Annotated in this window: 14 protein-coding genes; 7 read left to right on the top strand and 7 right to left on the bottom strand. The window is 75.9% G+C overall.

What is annotated here, in order from left to right:
* The first annotated feature begins 27 nt into the window (after positions 1–27).
* Both KKR89_RS06265 and KKR89_RS06270 read left to right on the top strand, forming a co-directional pair.
* Positions 28–804 (top strand): alpha/beta fold hydrolase, encoded by a 777-nt coding sequence (locus KKR89_RS06265; RefSeq protein ID WP_208197471.1) that lies wholly within the window; start codon positions 28–30, stop codon positions 802–804.
* Between the two features lie 43 nt (positions 805–847).
* On the top strand, positions 848–1,282 hold the full coding sequence (locus tag KKR89_RS06270) for a DUF5684 domain-containing protein (RefSeq protein ID WP_208197472.1): 435 nt from the start codon (positions 848–850) through the stop codon (positions 1,280–1,282).
* A 64-nt stretch (positions 1,283–1,346) separates the two neighbouring features.
* Here the strand turns inward: KKR89_RS06270 and KKR89_RS06275 are convergent, their stop codons facing one another.
* The gene (locus KKR89_RS06275; RefSeq protein WP_208197473.1) at positions 1,347–2,792 is read right to left on the bottom strand and encodes an NYN domain-containing protein; all 1,446 of its coding nucleotides are present in this window, start codon (positions 2,790–2,792) and stop codon (positions 1,347–1,349) included.
* Between the two features lie 146 nt (positions 2,793–2,938).
* On the opposite strand from KKR89_RS06275, the gene KKR89_RS06280 reads away from it, so the two are divergent.
* Positions 2,939–4,798 carry a threonine/serine exporter family protein gene (locus KKR89_RS06280; protein ID WP_208197474.1) on the top strand — a complete coding sequence of 620 codons (1,860 nt, stop codon included), beginning with the start codon at positions 2,939–2,941 and terminating at the stop codon, positions 4,796–4,798.
* Between the two features lie 9 nt (positions 4,799–4,807).
* On the opposite strand, the gene KKR89_RS06285 is transcribed toward KKR89_RS06280, so the two are convergent.
* From KKR89_RS06285 to KKR89_RS06295, 3 genes are all read right to left on the bottom strand, one after another.
* Positions 4,808–5,686: an ABC transporter permease gene (locus KKR89_RS06285; protein ID WP_208197475.1), complete on the bottom strand. Its 879-nt coding sequence runs from the start codon at positions 5,684–5,686 to the stop codon at positions 4,808–4,810.
* The gene (locus tag KKR89_RS06290; protein ID WP_251141038.1) at positions 5,673–6,656 is read right to left on the bottom strand and encodes an ABC transporter ATP-binding protein; all 984 of its coding nucleotides are present in this window, start codon (positions 6,654–6,656) and stop codon (positions 5,673–5,675) included. Before KKR89_RS06290 ends, KKR89_RS06285 begins: the two co-directional genes overlap by 14 nt.
* A gap of 71 nt (positions 6,657–6,727) precedes the next feature.
* Positions 6,728–7,990 carry a LolA family protein gene (locus tag KKR89_RS06295; protein ID WP_208197477.1) on the bottom strand — a complete coding sequence of 421 codons (1,263 nt, stop codon included), beginning with the start codon at positions 7,988–7,990 and terminating at the stop codon, positions 6,728–6,730.
* A 94-nt stretch (positions 7,991–8,084) separates the two neighbouring features.
* Here KKR89_RS06295 and KKR89_RS06300 point away from each other — a divergent pair, with 94 nt between their 5' ends.
* The 4 genes from KKR89_RS06300 (at position 8,085) to KKR89_RS06315 (ending at position 11,818) form a co-directional block, all read left to right on the top strand.
* On the top strand, positions 8,085–8,741 hold the full coding sequence (locus KKR89_RS06300; RefSeq protein ID WP_208197478.1) for a response regulator transcription factor: 657 nt from the start codon (positions 8,085–8,087) through the stop codon (positions 8,739–8,741).
* Positions 8,738–10,138: a sensor histidine kinase gene (locus tag KKR89_RS06305; RefSeq protein WP_251141039.1), complete on the top strand. Its 1,401-nt coding sequence runs from the start codon at positions 8,738–8,740 to the stop codon at positions 10,136–10,138. The genes KKR89_RS06300 and KKR89_RS06305 overlap by 4 nt, the downstream gene beginning before the upstream one ends.
* Before the next feature lie 121 nt (positions 10,139–10,259).
* Entirely contained in the window at positions 10,260–11,054 is a 795-nt protein-coding gene (locus KKR89_RS06310) for an alpha/beta fold hydrolase (protein ID WP_208197479.1), read from the top strand.
* Entirely contained in the window at positions 11,051–11,818 is a 768-nt protein-coding gene (locus KKR89_RS06315; RefSeq protein ID WP_208197480.1) for an esterase/lipase family protein, read from the top strand. The genes KKR89_RS06310 and KKR89_RS06315 overlap by 4 nt, the downstream gene beginning before the upstream one ends.
* Before the next feature lie 19 nt (positions 11,819–11,837).
* Here the strand turns inward: KKR89_RS06315 and KKR89_RS06320 are convergent, their stop codons facing one another.
* From KKR89_RS06320 to KKR89_RS06330, 3 genes are all read right to left on the bottom strand, one after another.
* Positions 11,838–13,334, bottom strand: a complete 1,497-nt coding sequence (locus tag KKR89_RS06320) for an MDR family MFS transporter (protein WP_372438589.1) — start codon at positions 13,332–13,334, stop codon at positions 11,838–11,840.
* 272 nt (positions 13,335–13,606) lie between these two features.
* A complete protein-coding gene (gene mtnN / locus KKR89_RS06325; protein ID WP_251141040.1) occupies positions 13,607–14,347 on the bottom strand; it encodes a 5'-methylthioadenosine/S-adenosylhomocysteine nucleosidase in 741 nt (246 codons plus the stop codon).
* Complete coding sequence (locus KKR89_RS06330) at positions 14,344–14,796, bottom strand: S-ribosylhomocysteine lyase (protein ID WP_208197789.1); 453 nt, start codon at positions 14,794–14,796, stop codon at positions 14,344–14,346. The genes mtnN and KKR89_RS06330 overlap by 4 nt, the downstream gene beginning before the upstream one ends.
* Positions 14,797–14,846: the final 50 nt, after the last annotated feature.

Below are 14,846 nucleotides of genomic sequence, written 5' to 3' on the forward strand. Positions count from 1 at the left end.
CCGGCGGGTGGGCCTAGGGTCGGTCACGTGAACCACGACACACGGCGCTTCCCCGCACCGGGCGGGCAGGTGGGGCCGTTGTGGGTCGTCACGCGCGGCTCGGGGCCCCCGCTGGTCCTGCTGCACGGCAACGGCGAGGACCACCACGTCTTCGACGGGATGGTGCCGGCGCTGGGCGCCGGGCGCACGCTCATCGGCATCGACTCGCGCGCCCACGGACGCAGCCCGCGCGGTGACGGCCCGCTACGCATCGCCACGATGGCCGACGACGTCGCGCACGTGCTCGACCTGCTGGACCTGCCGAGCGTCGACGTGCTCGGCTTCTCCGACGGCGGCAACGTCGCGCTCGAGCTCGCGGTACGTCACCCCGGGCGGATCCGTCGTCTCGTCGTCGTCGGGGCCAACCTGTTCCCGGCGGGCATGAGCAGGACGATGCGCGCGGTGGGACGCGTCGGCCACGGCCTGCTGTCGGCGCTCGCGCGCGTCGTGCCTCGGCTGCGCGTGCCCGCCGAGCGGTTCGCGCTGATGGTCCACGACCCGTGCCTCGACCCCGCCGACCTCGCGCGCGTGGACATCCCGACGCTGGTCGTGGCGGGCGAGCGGGACGTCGTGCGGCCGGAGCACACGCGGCTGATCGGCGCGTCGATCCCCGGTGCGCGCACCGCTGTGCTGGCCGGTGTGGGCCACATGATCCCCGTGCAGGCGCCCGACCGGCTGAGCGCGCTCGTCACCGCCTTCCTGGCGGAGGGGCCGTCCCATGAGGCGTCCGCGGGGACCGCCGGAACAACTCGCGCGAATCCGTGAGAACGGGGCACAGGCCGCTCCCAGGAACGCTACTGTGCGCGCCATGTCCACACTCTTCGCGGTCCCGATCACCGACGCCGAGGCCGCCGCGGCCGCCGGCGGCATGGCGATCCTCTTCCTCATCTTCGGCGTCGTCGGCTACGTCATCTCGTCCCTCGGCCTCATGGGTGTCTTCACCAAGGCCGGCAAGCCCGCGTGGGCGGCCTTCGTGCCGATCTACAACCTCATCGTCCTGCTCGAGGTCGTCGGTCGCCCCGTGTGGTGGCTCGTCCTCTTCCTCGTCCCCGGCGTCAACATCGTCGCCCTGATCATCGTGATGAACGACCTGTCGAAGTCCTTCGGGCACGAGGCAGGCTTCACCGTCGGGCTCGTCCTGCTCACGGTGGTGTTCCTGTGGATCCTGTGGCTCGGCTCGAGCACGTACCGCGGCCCGGCCGCGGCCACGACCGCCGCACCGACGACCGCGTACGCCGCCTGACCTCCTCGTCCTCCACGGCCCGGTCGCCCTCGCGGGCGGCCGGGCCGTCGTGCGTCCGGGGTCGTCAGCCCGTGACGAGGCCGCCGCCCACCCAGGCGCGGATCGCGGCCGCGTCGCCGTTCGTCAGCTCCATGCGGGCGCCGCGGCACAGGCCGATGACGTTGTCCGCCCAGCTGCGCGCGACGTCCTCCGGCGTCGGCTTCGCGTCGAGCGACAGGCCCGTGTACAGCACGCCGGAGATGACGAAGTTGATGGTCGAGCGGCCCACCTTCGCGCCGGACTGCTGGCACGCCTCGTGCACGCGACGGGACGTCGCGACCCGGTCGAACGGGTGTGCGGCGACGTCCGCCGCGAGCGTCTGGAGCACCACCCGGTACTGCGCCTGGCTCAGCCCGGGCGTGTCGGTCACGGCGATGACCTGGCGCTGCAGCTGGTTGGGCGCCGTGTCGGCCACCGCACCCGGCAGGTCGGCCTCGCCGAAGCGCTGCGGGTCCCACACGTGACCCGGCGGGCGCGTCGAGACGTCGAGGTCCGGCAGGGCCCGCGACAGCCACGCGGTGAAGCCGCCCGTGCCGGCCCACTGCGACGCGGCGAGGGTCGGGTCGGCCGTCTGTGCGACCTGTGCCGCGGCGCCCAGCGGCAGGGGGGCGTCGGCGGTGCGCACCGCACGCCGCACGGCACGCCGGGCACGCGCCTCGGCCTCGTCGACGATCCGCTCGGTGACGCGCACCTTGGTCGTGCGGGGGGCGGCCGGCGCCGCCTCCTCCGCGGGGACCGCGGCAGGGAGCTCGGGGGCGACCTCGGCGACGGCCGGGACCGCTGCGGTCACGCCGCGCGTCGCGCGGCGCGAGCGGCCCGTGCGCGTCGTCGTGGGTGCGGCCTCGGGCGGCGCTGCCGCGGCCACCGGCTCGACGACGACGGTCTCGGTCTCGACCGCCACCGGCTCGGGCACGGGGTCGGCCACGAACGTCGAGGCGGTCTGCGTCACGAGGTCCGCGAGCGCGTCCGCGCCGATGACCGTGTCGGCGACCGACCGGTACGCGGAGGCGGCCGGCGAGGCCGTGATGATGGTCACCCGGCGGTCGTCCGCGCGGCACCGCTGCGCGAGGGGCGTGAAGTCGGCGTCGGCGGAGACGATGACGAACTCGTCGTAGTGCGTGGTCGCCGCGAGCGCGTCGACGGCGTCGAGGACGAGGTTGATGTCGGCGCTGGACTTGCCCTGCTGCGTGAGCGAGGGGCAGTCGACGACCTTGAAGCCGGCGCGGGTGAAGTTGGGGCGGAAGCGCGAGTACACCGAGGGGTTGAGGTAGCACGCGCGCACCAGGAACCGGCGGGTGAGGTCGCCGTCGACGTCGGACCCCTGGCCGAGCTCGGAGAGCCAGTGGGCGGGGTCGGTCGCGAACGCCTCCGCGGCCTGCGGGTCGAGCCGCGCCAGGCCGATGTAGACGTTGTCGAAGTCGACGAACAGCGCAGAACGCAGCCGGCGGGTGTGCTCGGGAGTGATGGTCACACCCCCATCCTGCCGTGCCCGCGCACCCTGGGGTGGGTAGCCTGCCCAGCGAGGGCCGTCGGAGCCGCGCGGTCGCAGGAGCGTCGAGGGGGTGCGGTGGGCGTGCACGACGTGCTGCGGGGTCCGCGGGTCGGCGGGGGCGCGCGGTGACGCTGTCCGCGACGGCCCTCCCCACGACGTTCCCGACGACGGCGTCGGTGACGGAGATGGACGGGCTCGGGACGCCGCGGGCCGGGACGCCGGACCCGACCGAGCCCGCGACGACGACCCGGCCCGACGTGACGGACGCGCCGACCGAGGACGCCACGCCCGCGCCGGCACCGCCGCCCGTCGTCCCGGCGAGCCCGGATCCCCAGGTCCCGGTGCCCACGGTCGAGCCCACGCCCGGGGTCGGGACCCTCGCGCCCACGGCGACCCCGACCTCGGCCCTCACCCCGACGCCCACGACGGGGGCGGTCATGCCCAGCTGGACGACCCGCCCGGCGGTCGTCGAGTCGTCGTTGCCCTGGGGCATGGTCGCGGTGGCGGCGCTGGTGCTCGTGCTCGCGGCGGTCGGGCTCGCGTGGGGCTGGCGCCGGTCCGGCCGGTCGTCCGCCGCGACCGCCGACGCCGCGGCACCCACCACGGCCGCGACCACGGTGGCTGCGGGTGACGACGCGCCGACCCTCGTGCTGCCACCGGCGGATGACGCCGAGACGACGGCCGAGCTGCCGGTCGTCGCGCCCGACGACGCGCAGCCCGCCGGGGTCGACGCGCTGACCGCCCGCGCCGACGCCACCGTGCTGTTCCTCGCGCGGCTGGGCGAGGCCATGATCGACACGGGCTCCCCGATCGTGCAGGTCAACTCCACGCTCGAGCGCGTGGCGGCGGTCAACGGGCTGCCCGACGCCGCCGTCGTGACCTTCCCCACGGCGATGATCGTCTCGGTGCCGCAGCACGACACCGTGCAGACGGCCGTGAGCACGGCCGGTGGCCGGACGCTGCGCCTCGACCAGATCGCCGACGTCCTCGACCTCGCGCACGCGGCGTCCAAGGGTGACGTGCGACCGCGTGAGGGGATGGCCGCGCTGGCCTCGATCGTGCTGTCCGAGCCGGCGGTGTCGGTGGCTCGTCGTGCCGCGGGGTACGTCGCGGTCGCCGCGGGGCTGTCGCTGGTCCTCGGGGGCGGGTGGCTCGACACCCTGGTCGCGGCCGTGCTCGGGGGTGTCGTCGCCGCGGTGACGACGGCGACGCGGCGGGTGCCGGCGGTGTACCAGGGCCTGCTCGTGGCGCTGTGCGCGTTCGTCGTCGCCGTGCCCGTGCTGCTGCTGGTCCGCACGGGCTGGCCCGTCGGGCTGCTGGCACCCCTTGCTGCGCCGCTCGTGACGTTCCTGCCCGGTGCGCTGCTGACCACCGGCGTCATCGACCTCGCGACCCGCCAGATGATCGCCGGGTCCTCGCGGCTCGCGGCGGGCATCCTGCAGCTCGTGCTGCTCGCGCTCGGGATCACGTCCGCGGCCGGCCTCGTCGGGGTGCCACCAACGGACGTGGGGACGGCGAGCACGGGTCAGCCGCTGGGGTGGGCCGGCCCCTGGATCGGCGTGCTGGTGTACGCCGTCGGGGTGGTGCTGCACTACGCGGCGCACCGCGCGGCGCTGCCGTGGATCACGCTCGTGCTCGTCGTCGCGTACGCCGGCCAGGTCATCGGTGGCTTCCTGTTCGGCGCCGTCGTGTCGTCGTTCATCGGTGCGCTCGTGATGACGCCCGTGGCGATGCTCGCGGCGGCACGCCGGGGCGGACCGCCGTTCCTGGTGACGTTCCTGCCCGGGTTCTGGGTGCTGGTCCCCGGGGCGCTCGGCCTGGTCGGGGTCACGTCCGCGCTGGGACGCTCGCCCGACCAGGCGCTGACGACCATCGTGACGACGGGTGTCTCGATGGTCGCCATCAGCCTCGGCGTGCTGGCCGGGCTCGCGCTGGGCGGCGGCGTCCAGCGCAGGGTCGCGCCGGACGCGCCGCTGATCGTGTGAGCCGACGGCTCAGGACGACACGTCGGCCGTCGTGAACCGGGCCCACGCGAGCGCCCCGAACACCACGACCCAGCCGGCCTGCACGGCGAGCCCCTGCGCGAGCACGTCCGCCGACGGCACGACGCGCAGCATCTCCGCGAAGTCGAACCAGTGGTGCGTGAGCAGCACCGGGTGGATCACGGCCACCTGCGGCAGCTGGTCGAGCACGCTCGAGACGACGGCCACGACGACGGTCGCGGCCATGGCGCCGACGGGCACCTCGGTGAGCGTCGAGAAGAACAGCCCGACGGCGACCAGGCCCGTCATCGACAGCCCCACGTAGGCGACGACGCCGGCGACGCGCAGCACGCCGTCGGCGAGCGGCACCGTCGTCCCGGACAGCAGCGTGAGGTCGCCGACGCCGAACAGCGCGGCGCCGACCGCGAGCCCGACGACGGCGATGCCCAGGACGGCCACGGCGGCGAAGACGAGCGCGCCCAGGGCCTTGACCGCCAGCAGCCGTCCCCGGCCCACGGGCACGACCAGCAGGTAGCGCAGCGTGCCGGTCGACGCCTCGCCCGCGATCGCGTCACCCGACGCGATCCCGATGGTCAGCGGCAGCAGGAACGGCGTGCACAGGAACAGCGACGCGACCACGAGGAACAGGCCGTTGCCGGTCACCCGGGCGACGAACGGGGGACCCTGCCCCGCGAGGCCTGCGTCCTGCGCGAGGAACAGCACGAGTCCGAGCAGCACCGGGACCAGCGCCAGGCCCACGAGCAGCACGAGGTTGCGGCGCCGGCCCAGCACGAGGGCCAGCTCCGAGCGCACGAGCCGGCCCGTCGCGCCACGGTGGCGGACGGGGTCCGCGACCCGCGCGTCCGCCGGTGCGGTGTCAACGGGTGACATCGAAGCCCTCCCCGGTCAGCTCGACGAAGACCTGCTCGAGCGACGGTCGTCGCACGTCGAACGCGAGGATGCCGGCACCGGCGCGCACGAGGGCGCCCGCGACGTCCTGCGGCGCCGGCAGGTCGCCGTCCGCGCCCGTGTCGTCGGCCAGCGCGGCCGAGACCGTCACGCTGCCGTCCGCGGCGGGACGCTCGGCCGTCGCGTCCGCCAGGCCCAGGCGGCGCAGCTCCGCGAGCGCCGTCGCCGCGTCGGCCTGCGGCGTGCGCACCATGACGCGCGACCCCCGCCGGGCCGTCAGGTGGTCGCGCGTGCCCTGCAGCAGCAGCCGGCCGCCGCCCATGATGCCGATGTGCGTGCACACCTGCTCGATCTCCGCCAGCAGGTGCGAGGACACCAGCACGGTGGTGCCGGCGTCGGCGAGCTCGCGCACCAGGTGCCGGACCTCGCGCGTGCCCTGCGGGTCCAGCCCGTTGGTCGGCTCGTCGAGCACGAGCAGGTCGCGCGGTCGCAGCAGCGCCGCCGCGAGCCCGAGCCGCTGCTTCATGCCCAGCGAGTACTGCCGGTAGCGCTTGTCGGCCGCGGCACCGAGGCCCACGCGCTCGAGCGCGGCGTCGGCCCGGGTGCGGGTGGTCCGCGGGTCGGCCGACGCGTCGACCGCGTCGAGCCGCGCGAGGTTCGCCCGCCCGGACAGGTACGGCTGGAACGCGGGGCCCTCGACGAGCGCGCCCACGCGCGGCAGCACGCGGGCCGCGGCCTGCGGCATGGGGGCGCCCAGCAGGTGCACCTGACCGGCGGTCGGCGCGACGAGGCCCAGCAGCATGCGGATCGTCGTCGTCTTGCCCGAGCCGTTGGGTCCCAGGAACCCGTACACGGCGCCGCGGGGCACCAGCAGGTCGATGCCGTCGACCGCGACCTGGCCCGTGCGGAAGCGCTTGGTCAGGCCCCGGGTGCGGATCGCGTCGTCGCTCACCGCACCAGCGTGCGCCTCGCGGGGTGCCGGTGCGGGGGCGGCCGCCGTGGCGGTCGCCCCCGGCGCCGTCGTCACGCCCCGGCCGCCGCGCGCAGCGCGTCCACCGGGACGGCGCCGACGAGCACCCGGCCGTCATCCAGCACGAGCACCGACAGCAGCGTCGAGGACAGGGCGCGCCCGCCCTCGACGGGCGCCGTGAGCTGCTCGTAGAGCGCGGCGGTGTCCAGGTCGACGGGTGGCCCGTCGCCCTCGGGCGCGAACTCCTCGTACAGCTCCTGCGCGCCCTGCGACCCGAACTCCTTGTCCAGCCCCGACATGCCGGACACGGCGGCGGGGTCGCCCGCGACCAGGGCGGCGACGTCCACGTCGGTCAGCTCGACGATCGTGTCCCAGCCGGTGCCGGTGACGGCGACGCCCTCGGGCAGCGGCGCGTCGGCCGGGTCGGTGGGCAGGTCCGTCGGCAGGTCCGTGGGTGCGGTCTTCGCGAGCGTCGCGTCGTCGGGCAGCGGCACGACGACCTCGCGCACGCTCGCACCCGGGGGTGCCGAGAACGTCAGGACGGCCGCGTCGGGCGCCGCGAACGTCACGTCGGTGAAGCCCAGCTCGAGCGCGGGCGTCGCAGCGTCGTCGCTGCTCCACACCTGGACGCGCAGCGGCGTCCACGTCTCGGCGTCGACGGCCACGACGATGCGTCCGACGAGCGTCGTGGTGCTGCGCGGGGTCACGACCACCTGGTAGGCGTCCCGCCCGGCGACCGTCGTGGCCGCGTCGACCCCGACCGTCGCGTCCTGCTGCGCGCGCTCGAGCGCGTCGCGTCCCAGCTGCTCAGGCGTCGGCAGGTCCGCGGGCGGTGTCGCGGTCGCCGCGAGCTCCTGCGCACGTGCCGCGTCCTGGGGCGACAGCGCGTAGTGCACGACCTCGTCGTCGGACGACGAGTACGTCCAGGCCTGCGTGCCGTCGGCGACGACCGAGTACTCCGACGCCGTGCCCAGCAGCGAGACCCGCGAGCGCTGCTCGCCGTCGGTCCACGCCCGCAGCGTCGTCGACCCGCCGAGCAGGCTGATCGGGTCGGCGCCGGTCACCTGCGTCATCGACAGGTCCGGCAGCCCGAGGCGCGCGGTGTGCACGACGGTGCCCGACAGCGCCTGCGGCTCGGCCTCGAGCACGCGGGTCACGAGCTCCTCGGCGGTGACCGGCGGCAGCCCGGCCGTGTCGGCCGACGCGAGCAGCGGCGGGGCCGCGAACGCCGCGGCGACCGCCACGACGGCCACGGCGGGGACGGCCCAGGCGGTGCGGGTCCGCGACCTGGCGGGGGAGACGGGGGTGGTGTCCATGGCTCCACCGTGCACCCCCGGGGCTGAGCGGACCCTGAGAGGGGGTCGCGGGAGCCGGGCCGTCGGGGCGGGCGCCGGGTGGGATGCTGCCGGGGTGCGCGTGCTCGTGGTCGACGACGAGGTCGGGCTGGTCCGCGCCCTGCGCCGCGGCCTGACCGCCGAGGGCTTCGCCGTCGACGCCGCGCCCGACGGTGACACCGGCCTCGCGATGGCTCTCGACGGCGAGTACGACGTGCTCGTCGTCGACGTGATGCTGCCGCGCCGCAACGGGTACGACGTCGTCGCGGCGCTGCGCGCGCAGGACGTGTGGACCCCGGTGCTCATGCTGTCCGCCAAGGACGGCGAGCACGACGTCGCCGACGGGCTCGACGTGGGCGCCGACGACTACCTCACCAAGCCGTTCTCGTTCGTCGTCCTGGTCGCGCGCCTGCGTGCCCTCGTGCGGCGGCCGGTCGCGCCGCGGCCCGCCACGCTGCGCGCCGGGGAGATCACGCTGGACCCCTCGTCCCGCGAGGTGACGCGCGACGGGCAGGTCGTGACCCTGACGGTCCGCGAGACCGCGCTGCTGGAGTACCTGCTGCGGCACGCGGGGCGGGTCGTCGGCAAGATCGAGCTGCTCGACCACGTCTTCGACACCGGCGGCGAGGACGCCAACGTCGTCGAGGTGTACGTCGGGTACCTGCGCCGCAAGCTCGGGCGCGACGCCGTCGTCACCGTGCGGGGGGCGGGGTACCGCGTGGGGACCGCGTGAGCGGCGTCGCGCCGGTGCCGGGCCGCCGTCCGTGGCGCCGGCTGTCGCTGCGGGCGCGCCTCACGCTCGTCGCGACGCTCGCGGTCGCCGTCGTCCTCGTCGCCGGCGCCCTGGCGCTCACGGCGACGCTGGGCACCGCCCGCACCGCCGCGCTCGACGACGTCGTGCGCGAGCGCTCGGCGACCCTGGCCGCGCTCGTCGCCGACGACCGCGTGCCCGACGCCCTGCCGGTCTCCCAGCCGGGGGAGGTGGCACAGCTGCTCGACCGTGACGGCGGCGTCCTCGCCACCTCGACCACCGCGTCGCGCACGCTGCCGGTCGTCGACGCCGCGACCCTCGCGGGTTGGCGGGAGCGCGCGGCCGACGACGTGCTCGTCGTGGGCACCGACGCGAGCGCGTACGACGAGGTCGCGCGGGCCGCCGTGCGCGCCGTCACCTGGCGCGGCCTGCCCGCGACCCTCGTGACGACCGTGCCGGCGACCGACGTCGAGGGCGTGCTGGGCGCGCTGCGCGTCGCGCTGCTGCTGGTCGTGCCCGTGCTGGTCGCCGGCTTCGCCGTGGTGCTGTGGACCGTGCTGGGGCGTGCACTGGCGCCGGTCGAGCACCTGCGGGCGGCGGCCGACCGGGTCGCGCTCACCGGCGGGCCGGGGTCGCTGCCGGTGCCGGCCGCCGACGACGAGCTCGGCGCACTGGCACGCACGCTCAACGCGATGCTGGACCGCCTCGAGGTCGCCGCCGCACGGCAGCGGACCTTCGTCGCCGACGCGGCGCACGAGCTGCGCTCACCGGTCGCCGCCGCCCGCGCCGCGGTCGAGGTCGCGGCCGCGCACCCCGAGGCGTACCCCGTGGCGGACCTCGTGGCGGACCTCGCACCCCAGGTGGCCCGCATGCAGACGCTCGTCGACGACCTCCTGGTCCTCGCGCGCGTCGGGTCGTCCGGAGCGGCCCCCGGCCCCGTGGACCTCGCGGCGGTCGTGGACGACGCCCTCGCCTCGGTGGCCCCCGACGCCGCCGCGCGGGGCGTGCGCGTGCTCGTCTCCGGGGCTGCGACCGCCGCAGGCACGCCCGAGGCGGCGCGCCGGGTCGTGCGCAACCTCGTCGCGAACGCCGTGCGGCACGCCGTCGGCCGCGTCGACGTGCGCGTCGAGCGGGTCCCGGGCGGCGGGCGCGTGCGCGTCGTCGTCGACGACGACGGGCACGGGGTCGCCCCGGAGGACCGCGAACGCGTCTTCGCGCGGTTCGTGCGGCTCGACGAGGCCCGCGAGCGCGACGCCGGCGGCACGGGCCTGGGGCTCGCGATCGCGCGCGAGATGGCCCGGGAGCTCGGCGGGGACGTGCGGCTCGAGGAGGCACCCGGCGGCGGGACACGGGCCGTGCTGGAGCTGCCGGCGGGCTGACACCCGGTGCGGTCGGCGGCGTGCGACCTGCGCCGGCGCCACCGCCCCCCCGCGCGGCCCGGGGGAAGCCGTGCGACGATCCGGGGGCGCGTCCCGACGGGGGACCCGCGACGGGAGGGTCATGCCGCTGACGGTCCGAGGTCTGGGCGCACCCGACGCCGCCGACGTCCACGAGCACCGGATCGACGGTCTGGTGCTGCGGGCGCGGACCCTGCGGCACAGCACCGCCGCACCGCCCGACGACGCCCGTGCGGACACCGTTCTCGTGCACGGGCTGGGGTCGTCGTCCGCCACGTTCGCGCCGCTCGCCCGTCATCTCATGCGCGCCGGGACGGTGCACCTGCTCGACCTGCCCGGGTTCGCGCGTCTGCCGCGCCCGCGCCACCGCCTCGAGGTCGAGGAGCTCGCGTCGGTCGTCGTGGGCTGGATCGAGCGGGCGGGGCTCGAGCGGCCGGTGCTGGTCGGGCACTCCATGGGCGCGCAGGTCGTCACCGAGATGGCGGCAGCCGCGCCGGAGAGCGCGTCGGGCGTGGTGCTCCTGGGTCCGACGACCGACCTCGAGGGACGGTCGGCCGCGCGACAGATGCTGCGGCTCGCGCGCAGCACCGCTCACGAGTCGAACGCGGCTCGCGCCGTGCTGATGCGGGCCTACGCCGAGTGCGGGCCGCGCTGGTACCTGTCCGAGCTGCGGGCGATGCTGGGCCACCGGGTCGAGGAGCGGGTGGGCGACGTCCGCGCGCCCGTGCTCGTCGTCCGCGGCGATCACGACCGGGTCGCCCCCGCGCGATGGACGGCGCTGCTCGCGGACACGGCACCGCACGGTCGTGCGGCCACGGTCCCGGGTGCCGGGCACGCGGTGATGTACGACCGGGCGCGCGAGGTGGCCGACCTCGTCCTGGAGCACGCGGTGCCATGAGCACGGCCGGGCAGGGACCCGCCGGGCCCCTGCGGACCGCGGGACGGGTCGTGGGCGCCGCCCGCCGCCGGATGCAGCAGGGTGCGGCCTGGGCGCGGGACTACGTGTGGATCGTCGCCGCGCAGGCCCGGGCCACGCTGCGCCCCCCGCCCGCCGACGCGCTCGTGTCGGGGGACCGGACCCCCGTCGTCCTGCTGCCCGGGATCTACGAGACGTGGCCCGTGATGCACGCGCTGGCGCGCGCCCTGCACGCGGCCGGGCACCCGGTGCACGTGGTCCCGGCGCTGGGGCTGAACCGTCTCGGGCTCGAGGAGTCGGCGCGCCTCGTCGCCGCGCGCCTGGCGGAGCTCGGGCCGGACCCCGTCGTCCTGGTCGCGCACTCCAAGGGCGGGCTCATCGGCAAGCTCGTGCTCGCCGACCCGGTCGTCGGCCCGCACGTCGCGGGGCTCGTCGCCGTCAACACGCCGTTCGCCGGGTCCGTGTACGCGCGGTGGTTCCCGGCCCGGCCCGTGCGTGCCCTGTCGCCGCTCGACCCGCACGTGCTCGCGCTCGCGCACGACGTCGCCACGCACGCGCGCATCTGGTCGGTCTACGCGCGCTTCGACCCGCACGTCCCCGGGGGCAGCGAGCTGCCCGGCGCGGTCAACGTCCGGCTGCCGCTCGACGGCCACTTCCGGCCGCTCGACGACCCACGGCTGCACGCGGTCGTCGTCGACGCGGTCGGACGGCTCACCGCACCGGGTCAGGGGCGCGCGGGCTCCTGACCCGGTGCGGTGGCGTCCGTCAGTGGTGCGCGGGGGCTGCCGACCCTGCCGGGGCGGCGCCGACGGCGAACGCCGCCGCGATCGCCGGGAGCGTGAGGACGGCACCGACCAGGAAGGCCGCGTGCACGCCCCCGGCCGTCGCCGTGACCTCGGTCGCGCCGTCGGCGGCCAGGCGCGCCGCGGTGGCCGACAGCACCGTGACGAAGACGGCGGTCCCCGCCGCGCCGGCGACCTGCTGCACCGTCCCGATGACGGCCGACCCGTGCGAGTACCGCTCCGGGTCCACGGACCCCAGGGCGGAGGTGAACAGCGGCGTGAAGACGAGGGCCAGGCCGGCGGACATGGTCAGGTGCGCGCCGACCAGCAGCCACGACGAGCTGCCGGCACCGAGCAGCAGCGCCATGGCCCACGTGGCCGTGCTCACGAGCACGGTGCCCGGCACGAGCAGCGGCCGCGGCCCGACGCGGTCGTACGCGCGTCCGACCGCGGGGGCCAGGAGCCCCATGAGCAGGCCGCCGGGCAGCAGCATCAGGCCCGTGCGCAGCGTGTCGACGCCCAGGACGTCCTGCGCGTAGATCGGCAGCATGATGATGACGCCGAACAGGGCCATCATCATCACGGCCATGAGCGCGACGCCGACCGCGAACGTGCGCGAGCGGAACGTGCGCAGGTCCAGCAGCGCGTCGTCGGTGCGCTGCAGCCGGATCTGCCGGGCGACGAAGAGCGCCAGGCCGACGGCCCCGGCGACCAGGGCACCGAGCGTGACCGGCTGGACGCCGCCGTTGACGGCCTCGCCGATGCGTGACATCCCGAGCACGAGCCCGCCGAACGCGACCGCGGACAGCAGGACCGACACGATGTCGACCCGCGCGCGGCGCGCCTCGGTGACGTCCGGCAGGCGCAGCGCGCCGAGCACGAGCGCTCCCAGCGCCACGGGCAGGACCAGGCCGAACATCCACCGCCAGTCGAGGACGGACAGGATCAGCCCCGAGATCGTCGGGCCGAGCGCCGGGGCGACGGAGATGACGATCGAGATGTTGCCCATCGTGCGCCCGCGCGAGGCGGGCGGGGTCACGGTCATGACGGTCGTCATGAGCAGCGGCAGCATCACGGCGGTGCCGGTGGCCTGCACGACGCGGCCGGCGAGCAGCATCTCGAAGCCGGGCGACAGCGCGCAGACGAGCGTGCCGACCGAGAACAGGCCCATCGCCGTGAGGAAGGCGCCGCGCGTGGTCGTGCGCTGCAGGAAGAAGCCCGTGACCGGGATGACGACGGCCATGGTCAGCAGGAACGCCGTGGTCAGCCACTGCGCGGTGCTCGCCGTGATCGACAGGTCGTCCATGAGCCGCGGCAGCGCGACGCCCATGATCGTCTCGTTGAGGATGACGACGAACGTCGAGACGAGCAGCAGCGTGACGGCGAGGCGGTCCCGCGGGTTCATGGTCGCCGGCGTGCCCGGGGCGTCGTCGACGCCCGGTCCCGTGACGGTGCTGGTCGGCGCGGTGTGGTCGTCCACGTGGTGGCCTGTCGCGTTGGGGCCCCGGGAGAGGGGCGCTGAGGGCATGGCCCGCAGGCCGGTGGGGTGGCGCGGCCGGCGCGCGTGCTCCGGACACGTCTGAGATGGCAACCACCGGCGCGTCGACGTCATTCCGTCCGCACGTACCGACCGCGCGGGGCGCGTGAACTCACCGCCCGCCGGCGCGCCCGTCCGGTCCGGCGCGGGGACGGGCGGTCGCCGGACGGGCGGGTCCCCGGACGGGCGGGTCGCCGGACGGGAGGTGCGTGCGCTCAGACCGGCGCGAGGACCGCGTCGAGCAGGCCGAGGACCACCGTCGCGGAGCGTTCCGCGGCGTCGTCCACGTGGGCGTCGAAGTCCACGCCCGCGATCGGGCCGCAGAGGTCGGAGATGCCGCGGACCGACAGGAACGGCACCCCGGCCAGGTGCGCGGTGTGCGCGAGCGCCGCCGACTCCATGTCGCACGCGAGCGCCTCGGGGAACGCCGCGCGCAGCGCGAGGACCCGCTCCGCGTCGACGAAGACGTCGCTCGACAGGATCATGCCGCTGTGCACGGTCAGCCCGCCGGTGTCGACGCCCGCCGCCGCGGCCACCAGGGCGGGGTCCGCGTCGAACCGCTCGGGCATGCCCGGCACCTGCCCGAGCGCGTAGCCGAAGACCCGAGCGTCGGCCGCCCCGTGGACGGTCGTCGCACCGACGACCACGTCGCCGACCCGCACGTCGAGCCCCATGCCGCCGGCCGAGCCGGCGCTCAGCACGACCCGCGGGCTCGAGCCGTGCAGCGCGAGCGTCGCGGCCGAGGCCGCGTTGACCAGGCCGATGCCGCAGGTCACGAGCAGGACGCGGGACCCGCCCAGCTCGAGGACGCGGCGTCGCGCACCGGCGACCTCGATCTCGTTCCCGACCGCCGACGAGCGGTCGAGGAAGGGCGACGCCTCGACGCCCATCGCCGTGACGACCACGGCGTCCACCCGGGCACCGGGTGCGGCGGACAGCTCCCGGGCGCTCGTCACGCGGTCACCGAGCTCCACTCGTCGCGGGCGGCGAGGAACGTGCGAGCGACGTCCTGCGCACCGGCGAGCGTGTGGTGGGCGCCCCAGCCGCACTGCACCTCGTTGGCGGCGGGCACCTCGCTCGCCCCGAGGATGTCGGTGAGGGTGGCGGCCACGAGGTCCGCGACGTCCTGCGACGTCCAGCGGCCCTCGAGCATGAGGTAGAAGCCCGTCTGGCAGCCCATCGGGGAGAAGTCGAGCACGCGGTCCGAGTGGTTGCGCGAGTGCTCGGCGAACAGGTGCTCCAGGGAGTGCACGGCGTCCATCTCGAGGTGCGCGACGTTCGGCTGGGTGAAGCGGACGTCGAACTTCGACAGGACGTCCCCGTGCGGGAGCTCCTTGAGGTCCGCGAGCCGGATGTACGGCGCCACGACGGTGCGGTGGTCGAGGTTGAACGACTCGACGTTCATGCGAGGTGTGTCCACGTCACCAGTGTGCGGCATCGCGTGCACGGTTCGCC

Source organism: Cellulomonas dongxiuzhuiae (assembly GCF_018623035.1).
Taxonomy (GTDB): Bacteria; Actinomycetota; Actinomycetes; order Actinomycetales; family Cellulomonadaceae; genus Cellulomonas; species Cellulomonas dongxiuzhuiae.

Coding starts and splice junctions, on each gene's coding strand:
- KKR89_RS06315 (WP_208197480.1), top strand. CDS start 11,051: ATGAGCACGGCCGGGCAGGGACCCGCCGGGCCCCTGCGGACCGCGGGA.
- KKR89_RS06330 (WP_208197789.1), bottom strand. CDS start 14,796: ATGAACGTCGAGTCGTTCAACCTCGACCACCGCACCGTCGTGGCGCCG.
- KKR89_RS06285 (WP_208197475.1), bottom strand. CDS start 5,686: ATGTCACCCGTTGACACCGCACCGGCGGACGCGCGGGTCGCGGACCCC.
- KKR89_RS06295 (WP_208197477.1), bottom strand. CDS start 7,990: ATGGACACCACCCCCGTCTCCCCCGCCAGGTCGCGGACCCGCACCGCC.
- KKR89_RS06310 (WP_208197479.1), top strand. CDS start 10,260: ATGCCGCTGACGGTCCGAGGTCTGGGCGCACCCGACGCCGCCGACGTC.
- KKR89_RS06270 (WP_208197472.1), top strand. CDS start 848: ATGTCCACACTCTTCGCGGTCCCGATCACCGACGCCGAGGCCGCCGCG.